10 protein-coding genes are annotated in these 9,827 nt (G+C 62.6%); 4 read left to right on the top strand and 6 right to left on the bottom strand.

Annotation, left to right across the window (positions count from 1 at the left end; genetic code table 11):
* Positions 1 to 458 precede the first annotated feature (458 nt).
* Both XcodCFBP4690_RS21755 and XcodCFBP4690_RS21750 read right to left on the bottom strand, forming a co-directional pair.
* A complete protein-coding gene (locus XcodCFBP4690_RS21755) occupies positions 459 to 830 on the bottom strand; it encodes a nuclear transport factor 2 family protein (RefSeq protein ID WP_104544352.1) in 372 nt (123 codons plus the stop codon).
* A 72-nt stretch (positions 831 to 902) separates the two neighbouring features.
* Entirely contained in the window at positions 903 to 1,292 is a 390-nt protein-coding gene (locus XcodCFBP4690_RS21750) for a nuclear transport factor 2 family protein (RefSeq protein ID WP_104544351.1), read from the bottom strand.
* Between the two features lie 151 nt (positions 1,293 to 1,443).
* Here XcodCFBP4690_RS21750 and XcodCFBP4690_RS21745 point away from each other — a divergent pair, with 151 nt between their 5' ends.
* Complete coding sequence (locus XcodCFBP4690_RS21745) at positions 1,444 to 2,325, top strand: AraC family transcriptional regulator (protein ID WP_104544350.1); 882 nt, start codon at positions 1,444 to 1,446, stop codon at positions 2,323 to 2,325.
* Positions 2,326 to 2,536: 211 nt separating this feature from the next.
* Here XcodCFBP4690_RS21745 and XcodCFBP4690_RS21740 read toward each other — a convergent pair whose 3' ends face one another.
* Genes XcodCFBP4690_RS21740 through XcodCFBP4690_RS21730 form a run of 3 tightly spaced genes read right to left on the bottom strand, consistent with a single transcriptional unit; the run spans position 2,537 to position 5,992 of the window.
* Positions 2,537 to 3,805: a DUF3526 domain-containing protein gene (locus tag XcodCFBP4690_RS21740; RefSeq protein ID WP_104544349.1), complete on the bottom strand. Its 1,269-nt coding sequence runs from the start codon at positions 3,803 to 3,805 to the stop codon at positions 2,537 to 2,539.
* A complete protein-coding gene (locus XcodCFBP4690_RS21735) occupies positions 3,805 to 5,241 on the bottom strand; it encodes an ABC transporter permease (RefSeq protein ID WP_104544348.1) in 1,437 nt (478 codons plus the stop codon). Before XcodCFBP4690_RS21735 ends, XcodCFBP4690_RS21740 begins: the two co-directional genes overlap by 1 nt.
* 10 nt (positions 5,242 to 5,251) lie before the next feature.
* Positions 5,252 to 5,992, bottom strand: a complete 741-nt coding sequence (locus tag XcodCFBP4690_RS21730) for an ABC transporter ATP-binding protein (RefSeq protein WP_104544353.1) — start codon at positions 5,990 to 5,992, stop codon at positions 5,252 to 5,254.
* Between the two features lie 331 nt (positions 5,993 to 6,323).
* Between XcodCFBP4690_RS21730 and XcodCFBP4690_RS21725 the strand changes: the two genes are divergently transcribed.
* A complete protein-coding gene (locus XcodCFBP4690_RS21725; protein ID WP_410049825.1) occupies positions 6,324 to 8,060 on the top strand; it encodes a M14 family metallopeptidase in 1,737 nt (578 codons plus the stop codon).
* 576 nt (positions 8,061 to 8,636) lie between these two features.
* Here the strand turns inward: XcodCFBP4690_RS21725 and XcodCFBP4690_RS21720 are convergent.
* On the bottom strand, positions 8,637 to 8,987 hold the full coding sequence (locus tag XcodCFBP4690_RS21720; RefSeq protein ID WP_104544346.1) for a helix-turn-helix domain-containing protein: 351 nt from the start codon (positions 8,985 to 8,987) through the stop codon (positions 8,637 to 8,639).
* 120 nt (positions 8,988 to 9,107) lie between these two features.
* Between XcodCFBP4690_RS21720 and XcodCFBP4690_RS21715 the strand changes: the two genes are divergently transcribed.
* Positions 9,108 to 9,428, top strand: coding sequence for a hypothetical protein (locus XcodCFBP4690_RS21715; protein WP_104544345.1), 321 nt, complete (start codon positions 9,108 to 9,110; stop codon positions 9,426 to 9,428).
* Positions 9,429 to 9,503: 75 nt separating this feature from the next.
* Entirely contained in the window at positions 9,504 to 9,794 is a 291-nt protein-coding gene (locus XcodCFBP4690_RS21710) for a hypothetical protein (protein WP_146092010.1), read from the top strand.
* The last annotated feature ends 33 nt before the right edge of the window (positions 9,795 to 9,827 follow it).

The following is a 9,827-nucleotide window of genomic DNA, read 5'->3' as shown; positions in this document are numbered from 1 at the left end:
GCGTATGCCCAACAACTGGCAAACGCCGCTATCATCAACCCTGGATTCTAAACCCGGCCGCTACTCAGGACGGGGGGACGTCGGCACCGCCCAGAGATCAGACGCGAGGCACCCGCCCCAGGTAGCGGACAGGTTCAAGGCCCACTGGTGTTGATTTGTGGGCATTCATCACGCATCAGTATGCAAACGACTCAAGATAGATAGGCGTTTTGGTTTCACTTTCTGGCTGGATCAGCCGCTATTGCATACTACGAGCAGGCGCTCAAGCGACCACCCGCTTTGCCGCATAGTTCATTGCCGTCGTCTGCGCGGGAAACCCACGGCAGACGGCGACTGTGCGCAAGCCAATCTCGCACCCGTGCAACGTTATGGCCCATCATCGTCCAACCCGTCAGGCTCGAATAGCTTTTCTGTTTGAGCTCCTGACCAGAGCGTGCGCAAGGCCTAACAATATCTAGCTAGAACAACCCATTGCTGTTGGCTGGCATATCAGGCATCTGCATCATACCGTCCCAGTGTTCAGCAAGCCTGTCGCCCTCAAGACGATAGATGTCGATGAAGCGCCACTCCTTCCCTTCCATTTCGTATCGTGAATGGAGGATCACGACATCATCTTCGGACAGAACATGCTTGAACTGAATTTTCTGCTTCTGGACGCCCTTTGAAATTAGTGACCTTACCAATGCTTTAACACCGTCAGGACCATCTGCAATTGTCGGATTGTGCTGAATAAAGTCTGGCGTCATGCAGTCATCCATTGCCGAATCGTCCAGGTCTCCGAAAATACGTTGATAAGCGCGTGTTGCGATCAGCTTATTCTTCTCGCTCATGGCAGAAGCCTCTATCTAGACTAGCTTTATGGCTGAATTTGGATCACAAACAGATGCGTGTGGGCGGAATTCCTATCTGCCCCAAAACGCATCCTCTTGCTCGGGATCTCCAGAAAATAGCCAAACCTCAACGATTTTCCCCTCAACGATGCGCAGTAGGTCGATACCTCGTTGCGCCAGCTTGAAGTCTTCGCGCTGGCCGGAAAAATCAATTTCAACTGCGACGAGATCGCTATTAGCGAGATAGTTGTGTACCTTGGTAATGGCGAAGGTGCCCATTGATGCCTCCATCATGCCGCCGATCATTGCGCCAACTTCGGCAATCCCGTTTTTTGTGCCGGAAAATTGATGGTTGCCTGGCTGGTGCCAGACAACAGCAGGATGGACGAGGCTGCCGAACGCAGCTTGATCACCGGTCTGGATGGCCTGGATATAGGCCTTGGCAGTGGCGAGGTTTTGCATGTGTGAGTCCTTGTGAGTTGGTCTTTGGATGGGTCGTCGGGATGTCCCGATCTGCTGGTAAGTGATAATTTAGGGGTGCAATCCACCCATATCCCGATGAATTAGTGCGTTTTTGTGATAAAAAACGGACACTTTGACACGCAGGCATCCGATGACACACAAAGGGTTGGATATCACCCCGCTTGGCTACGCCCCGTCTGGTCGCGAGCTAGATGTAGAGGTTGTGGCCTTCGCCGATATTGTTGGGCGTTCACCCATTGAGAAAGTTAGAGCGACTCATCGCTACGACTTCCACATGCTTGTTCTTGTGACCGACGGGACGTGTCTGCAGCTGATCGACTTCGAACCCGTTCCCTGTGCTTCGGGATCTATCCTTGTCGTGAGGCCGGGCCAGGTGCACAGCTTCGGAGACCACACTGAGTGGAACGGTTGGCTGGTGTTCTTTCGCTCGGAGTTCTTGCCGGCTATCTCTGATGTGCCGAGCAATCTCATACCATCGCGAATGCTTGAGCGCATGCCGGCCCATCGTGTCGTCGGCGCCGAAGACTTTGCCCTAATGAAAGATGCAATCATCGTGATGAGCAACGATTCAAAATGCGATGCCTCAACCGAGTTAGTGCATACACTTTTAAGGTTTCAGCTCTGCATGCTCATTTTACGTCTGTACATTGTGGATTCGCAGCAGAGTGTCCAGGTATCCTTCCGCAGCCCCACCTTGAGGCGTTTCGCCAAATTCAATGAGTTGCTTCAGACGAGGGTTGCAAGTTGGCACGCAGTGAGCCTTTACGCTAACGCGCTTGGGTGCTCAGAGAAAAGCCTGAATCGTGCAACGAAGGACGCGGTCGGCTTGAGTGCCAAGGAAGTCATCGTGCAACGTCTCATCCTTGAGGCCAAGCGGCTCCTCGCGCATACCGATTGGCCCATCTATCGTGTTGCCGATAGACTAGGCTTCGAGGAGTCCACAAATTTTGCCAAGTTCTTCAGACATTACGCTGAACAAGGGCCGGCGGAGTTTCGCTCTGCACATCGCTGAGACGTTTTATTCGACGAACGATTGCCCCCCCCCCTGCTCCGGGATCTTGCCCCGCACAAGCACTTATAAGTCGGGGGCGGTAAGGATGGTCCAGTCAATGGCACCCAAGAAAGCGCCACGCGCTTTGCAGTGAAAAGTGGCGTTCGACTTGTCGGATATTGCGTCATTCAAATTGGCTCGGATCTCAGGGCAGGCGCGCCGGGCGAATCGCCTACGACGCCGGCTCGACAGGTGCATGAAAGCGCGGTGCGCGCTCGAAATCCGCGCGCGTAAACGGGCGGTCGCGGAACAGGTAACCGTAGTAGAACGTGCGCAACTGCTGATGGTAGGCGCGGATGCGGTCCTGATAGGCCAGTTGTGCACGCAGGTCGGTCTGCGCCAGCCGCGTCAACGCGGCCTGCAGCGCCACCGGCGGCAACACCATGGCGGCACGCTGCGCGAGCGCTTCGCGACGCACCAGCCCCTGCCGGTACGCGGCCACCTGCGTGGCCACCTGCTGGTCGCCGTTTTCATGGAAGGCGAGATACCACTTGTAGTGGAAGGCGTCGGTCAACGGCGCTGAATCGGCCCACTGCGGATTGCGCGCGTAGAAGCGCTGCATGGTGGCCTGGCGCGGAATATCCCAGGCATGGTTGACCGCCTCGCGCTGCAATCGTGCAATCTCGGTGCCCTGGGTGACCTGCACGGCCTCGTTGATCGCCACATGCGCCAGGGCCGGTGCCACTAGGGCCAGCAGCACCCAGCAGGTGGCCAGTGCCGTGGCATGCGCGGCAGGCCGCCAGCGCAGGCGGCCCACCACCACCGCCAGCAGTACCCAGAACAGCAGGTACGCGCAGGTCAGCGCCAGCACGGCCAGTTGCTGCAGCAGCGGTACGCCGTTGACGCTGGCGGCAATGACGAACGGCACGGCCAGGCACAGCAGTACCGCCAATGCACGCACCGTCACCCGTCGCATCCACACCCTGGCGCCGGCACCCGGCAGGGCCGCCAGCATGCGCGCGCGCCCGGCTTCGCGCTCTCCGGAGCGCAGGTCGAACAGCAGCGCAATCACGAACAGCGGCAGCAGGAACACCAGCACGAACGCGTAGTCGAAGCGGCCGGCCAGCGCCAGCTCCGGGTTGTAACTGTCGCCATCGTAGATCTGCGCCTCCAGCCCCAGCGCGCGCACGCGCAGGATGTACGGCGCCACATCGCGCATGCCCACCGCAGCAAATGCCAGCGGCGCGGGCGCATCCCAGGTCGGGTGAAAACTGTAGTAGGCCGCGCTGCCGGCATCGTTGCTGCGCGCGACATAGGCGGCCACCGCCGCAGTGTCTTCCTGCTGCAGCGCTGCAATGCGTGCGATATTGGCGCGCTGCGCAGCGATGACGTGCTGCCCGGACAGCAGGCTGCACACGGTCAGCAGCGCAAGCAGCACCAGGCCGGCCGCTGCTGCGCGCGCGCGCAGCAGCAACAGCAGTTCGTATTTCCACAGCAGCATCAGCGCGTCACTCCCACACGTCGGCCGGCGACGACCAGCATGCACAGCCCCGCCAGCAACCAGGCCCCGATCAGTCCCAGCGGGATGCGCGCCGCGCCGATCACCTCATCAGTGGACGCCGGCACGAACGCGAATACCGGAATCGCATGCCAGTGCGCTGCGGAAATGCGCTTGCGCCGGTCGGCACCGGCATCCTGCGCGGTGTCGTCGGCCATGCGCACCGCATCGGCCTGCAACTGGTTGAGCTGTTGCACCAGCGTGTAGCGATAGCGCTCGGCCTGCGCCAGAAAGTGCTCGTGCGCGCGCAGATCGGTGCGTGCCAAAGCCATCGACACCTCGCGCAGCGCCACCGTCGGGCTCAGCACCGCGAAGCTGCGCACCAGCAGGTTCTGGTCCTGCTGGATGCGGGCATCGCGCGCGGCGTAGCGTTCGAACAGGCTGGCGCTGAGCCGCTCACCTTCCAGTGCGAGCAGGCCCTTGTAATTGACCGGCAGATCTTCCACGCGCTGGACACCGTAGCGGCGCAGTACCTGCTGCTTGAACTGCGCAAAGTGCGGGTCATCCGGGTTATGGCTGTCGCCGAGCGTGCGCAGATCGCGCTGGATGGCCACATCGGTTTCCAGCCGCGTGGGCAGCCGGTACGCCGCGCTGGCCACATCCGGTGCCACCCGCGGCACCAGCACGGCCAGCCACACCCACAGCGCCAGCGCCACCAGCAGCGCATCGCGCCCGCGCCGGCACAGCATCGAGACCGCCAGCACCAACGCGCACCACACCAGCAGATACGCCGCATACGCCAGCACCAGCAGCGCCACCGGCCCGGCCTGGCCGGGCACCAGGGCAATCGGTATCAGGCCGACCAGCGCCGGCAGCAGGCATGCCCCGGCCACCGCAGCCAATGCCAGATATTTGCCGCCAAGCAGTTGCCGGCGCGTGGCGCCCTGCAACAGCAACACGCGCAGCGTTCCGGCGTCCTGTTCGCGCGCGACCGCGCCATAGCCCAGGAACACCAGCAGCAACGGCGCCAGTACCTGCAACACGAACGCCGGGGTCAGTTGGCCGAACCGCACCAGCAACGAGCTCTGACGCACGTCGCCGAAGTTGGCGGTGTTCTGGCGATGGCCTTCCAGGAACATGCTGTTGCCGGTGAACGCATCCACGCCCGCATCGAAGGCGGCCAGCGCCGGCAACGGGCGATAGATGAAGTGGCCGTAATGCACCACGCGATGCGGATGCCGGTCCGGCTGGGCCTCGAAGGCCTGCTGCGCGGCCTGTTGCTGACGCGCGCGGAACTCGGTGACCTGGCGCTGGTGATGCGCGGCAGTCAGCGTGGCCGCCAGCGTCAGTAGCATCAGCAACACCACGCCGATGGCGGCGGAGCGATTGCGTGCCATGAAGCGCAGCTCTTCGCGGGCGACCAACCACACAGCCCTCATGCGCGGCGGCTCATGCAGCGTGATCCTGCGGACGCGCAAAGCGCGCATGCAGGGAGCGCACATCGAACCCGCTGTCGCCGGCGCCGATGTGTTCGGCAATGCAACCGTCTTCGAGAAAACCGATGCGGTCTGCAACGTCGACCGCGCCGAGCAGATCGTGCGTGACCATCAACACCGCACCGCCACGTTCGCGCACGCCGCCGACCAGGCGGTTGAAGTCGGCAATGGCGCGCGGATCCAGCCCGGAGGTGGGCTCATCCAGCAGCAGCACCGGCACCTGGCGCAGGCTGGCGACGGCGATGGCCACCTTCTGGCGCATGCCCTTGGAGAACCCGGCCAGGCGTTGCGTCCAGGCCTCGCGCTGCAGACCAGCGGCGGCAAATGCCTGGCCGATCGCGGCATGGGCGCAGCGCTGCCCGGCCAGCGCGAGCAGGTAGTCGGCGTTTTCCATGGCACTGAGATGCTCATAGAGCGCCACGTTTTCCGGCAGATAGGCCAGCCGCGCACGTGCCTTGCCGGGCGCGGACACCGGGTCGACACCATCCACCAGCAGCGTTCCCGATGCGGGTTTCACAAAGCCCAGCAAGGCAGACAAGGTCGAGGACTTGCCCGCACCGTTGCCACCGGGCAAGGCGTAGACGCTGCCGGCGGCGACCTGAAGCGTGAGGCCTTGCAGCACGGCACGTCCGCGGTAGGCGACGTGCAGGTTGTCGATCGAGATCGCCGGCGCTGGCTGTGGAGATGGGGACATCGTGCCGATCATGGGTAAAATGATACGTTATCACATTGCCGACTCAGGCCTGAGGTGCCCGACCGCACGCGACGCCCGCATGGCCTTGCGCAGGCTGCAGCCGACCGTTGCGGCCAGTGCCGTACCCGTCACCCAGACACTTGCGGCAGAGCGCACGGCCACTGCCTTCATCAGGCCCATCACTGCCACCACCTCCACACGAGATTGCACACGCCACATGAGTTCCGATCCACGCACCTGCCCCGACTCCACGCACGCCGGTCACCGCCTCGCCTCGCCCTGCTCCCCGCGCCCCGGCTTTCACCGCGCGACACGTACCGCCTCTGCCTGCCTGCTCGCGGCCGCATGTCTTTCTGCCGCGCCGCTTGGCGCACAGCCACTGGAAACCACTGCCCTGTTGCCGCCGGTGCGCACCTGGCATGGCGCGAGCGAGGCGTTGATCGCCGGTCCAGCCGATCCGTGGATCACGCCGGCCGAGCGCAGCGATTTCGTCAGCACGCCCAGCTACGAAGAAACGCGTGCGTGGTTGCAGCGCTTGGTCGCGGCCTCGCCGTTGTTGTCGCTGGAAGTGTTCGGCAAGACCGCCGAAGGGCGCGACCTGCTGCTGGTCCGCGCGCGCAAAGGCACGCCGGGCAAACCGGTGGTGCTGGCGCAGGCCGGCATCCATGGCGGCGAGATCGATGGCAAAGACGCCGGGCTGATGCTGCTGCGCGACATCGCCCAACGCGGCAAGGACGATCTACTGGATGCGGTGGACTTCGTGTTCGTGCCCATCCTCAACAGCGACGGCCACGAACAACGCGGCCCGCTGGTCGGTGCCGCATTGCGTGGCCCGCAACAGATGGGCTGGAACACCACACCGCGCGGCATCAACCTCAATCGCGATTATCTGGCCCTGGAATCGCCCGAAACGCGGGCGGTGGTGACGCTGCTGCATGCACTGGATCCGGCGCTGTACATCGACCTGCATGTCAGCGACGGGCTGGATCATCAGTACGACATCACCTTTACCTACGCCGGCTGGGGCACCTACGCGCGCTCACGCGCCACCGCCGACTGGCTGCAGCAGCACTTCACCCCCGCAGTGAGCCAGGCACTGCAGCGCCAGGGCCACGCGCCAGCGATCTACCCGAGCCTGATCGACGAGGACAACCCGCGCTCGGGCCTGCGCCATGCCCCGGAGGGCCCGCGCTATTCCACCGGCTACGGCGACTTCGCCGGCATTCCCACGGTCCTGGTGGAAAACCATCGGCTCAAGGCGTACCGACAACGCGTGCTCGGCGATTACGTGCTGCTGGAAGAAGCGCTGCAGCTCGTCGGCCGCCAGGCGCAGGCGATCGATACGGCCAAGCGCAAGGATCGCGCCGCGCGGCCGGCGGAACTGATGGTGGCGTGGGAGCGGTTGCCGCAGCCGATCGCGCAGGTGCCGTTCAACGGCGTGAGCTATACCCGGGCCCTGTCGCCGGTCTCCGGCCGCCAGGAATTGCGCTCGGAAGGCCGCGATGAAACCTGGACGATGCCGGTGATCGGTCACCGCCAGACGCAGGCGGTGCAGTATCCACGCGCCTGGTGGATCCCGCCGGGCAACGACGACGTGGTGGCGCTGCTGCAGTCCCACGGCATCGGCTACGAGCGTCTGACCCAGCCTCGGCAAAGCGCGGTGCAGCAGATCCGCATCGTCGGCGAGGACGGCACGCCGCGCACGCACACCAGCCACGTGAAGGAAACCTTCCCGGCCGGCAGCATCCGCGTGCCGGCGGATCAGCCCATGCGCATGCTGGCCGCCGCCCTGCTCGAACCGCAGAGCAACGACTCGCTGCTGGCGAGCGGGCGCTTCCGCACTGCCGGCAACCCCGATAGCGGCCTGTACGGCACCGAGCTGGTTACCTACACCGAACAACTGCTGCAACGCGATCCCGCGTTACGCACCGCGTTCGAACACAAGCTTGCCAGCGATGCCGCCTTCCGCGCCGATGGCGATGCGCGCCTGCAGTGGATGTACGCGCGCTCCCCGTTCGCAGCGATCACCGGCTGGCGCTATCCGGTGCGGCGAGAGTTGGCGGATTAAAACCACTGTTGACCACAAACAAGCACTGCGACCTGAGTTACGCACGCATGGCGTCGCCGTGCATTGCTGGACTGTCATCACTCCTGCGGCGTGCAACTACTTGACATCACCACGCGGCAAGGTGCGTGAAAGCAGTCATAGCCGCACCGGTCATTGTGATGGAATCACAACGTCCGCCGCGGACAATGCTCGCAGCCACCATCCGCGCTTCCCCTCGCCTACCAGCTATGGCCTTCAGACTTTGACCGAGTCCTGCAGCACGCTGATCTAAGTAGATCTCAACAGCTGCTCTCTCGAAGATCGGTTTTGAGAAATACCGACAGGCTAAGGTTTCTTCGCCAAGAGGCATGCGCCCCTCCAAGCGCTCCGTGACATTGGCTCGGCGCAATGCAGATATCGCCTCACTGGTGAGCGGGGATAGCCACGCGGCCGTCATCGCCAGCCGAAACGGTGCTTATGAGAGATTTTTCATCGCTCGTTTATTGAAGATGCGGCCCAGAGACACCACCGCTGAGCCATAGAACGCGAGAATCCAAAGCGCAAGCCTGCGCAGGAATCGCCTTCCCATTTCGAAAATTACTTATCGGAAACGGATTCAATCTGCTTGATCAATTCGCGCTTTTGCTGCTTAGTCAATGAGCCCCAGCGAAGCAGCAACTTGGCTAACAACTCGTCGCTGGTATACAGGAACGCAGCCGGTACGCCGAGCGCATCAGCCAAGCGCTCGGCTGTCTCCAGCTTGGGCTCGTGTTTGCCACGTTCGTATTGGTTGATGCGGGGGCTGGCCACGTTAGGATCCAGTCCGGCCCGGATGCCTAGCTCCTTCTGTGACAGGCCCGCGTACAAGCGGGCCTGCTTCAGGCGTCGGGCAAAGGTCGGGTTTGAGTCGACGGATACAGACACGCACACACCCCATGGGAACCCCATAAGGATGGCGTATGTGCCTACCGTTGCATACTAAGGTATTCTTAGTTTTTGGGCAACCTGCCCGCCCGCGCTTTTGCCGGCCTGCCTGGTAATGCATGGGCTGGCGCTGGTAGGAAGAGCATGCCGGATATCCAGACAATTCCCCAGTCCCCACCTGCCAGCATTGAGGCACTGGAGCTGCGCGAGGGGCTATTCCTAGCCGCGCTGCTGCATGCCCAGCAACAGCGCATCCCCGTGGCCCCCACCCACGCGGCGGCACTCCAGGTCATGGATGCTCTGCAAGTCCTGAAGCTGATCCAAGTCCCTTGGCCGGCGGATCGGTGGACGATTCGTCCCGATGCACAGGACACGCCCATTGAAGGCCTACAGTGGATCTTTACGTGGACAACGCACGATCCAACCCACTTGCTGCCGGCCGTCGAAGAACAGCTGCAGGACTGAGCCAGCGATGCGGAGCTTGCGGCGCACCGAAGGGTGCTGTGGGATGAACTGGCCCGGTGGGAAACCGAACACTTCATGGAACAGCAATTGCTCAAGCATCGCTTCGATGCGCGTTGGGCGCGCGATATCGGTTTTGTTTTTGCCAGCGCACCTGGCTTGCCGATTGCGCAATGGCGCTACTGCTGCTGGGCAGCGGTGCGCCAAGGTGCGTCGGTGGCTCAGCAAAAGTATGCGCAAGACCCGGCCCTGATCCGCGAGGCGATCTTTGAAGAACTTAAGAAGCGCTTGCGTTACCTGGTCAGTGCGGGGCCGGCGCTAGAGCGTGTTATGAACTTTGAAATAGAGACGCGGCATTTCCAAGCATGAGGATGGAGAAGACGACGAAGTGGAGTCCGGCCA

Origin of the sequence: Xanthomonas codiaei (genome assembly GCF_002939785.1) — a bacterium.
GTDB lineage: Bacteria > Pseudomonadota > Gammaproteobacteria > Xanthomonadales > Xanthomonadaceae > Xanthomonas > Xanthomonas codiaei.
The sequence above is the reverse complement of the archived record's forward strand: the minus strand, read 5'-3'. Positions and strand labels throughout refer to the sequence as shown.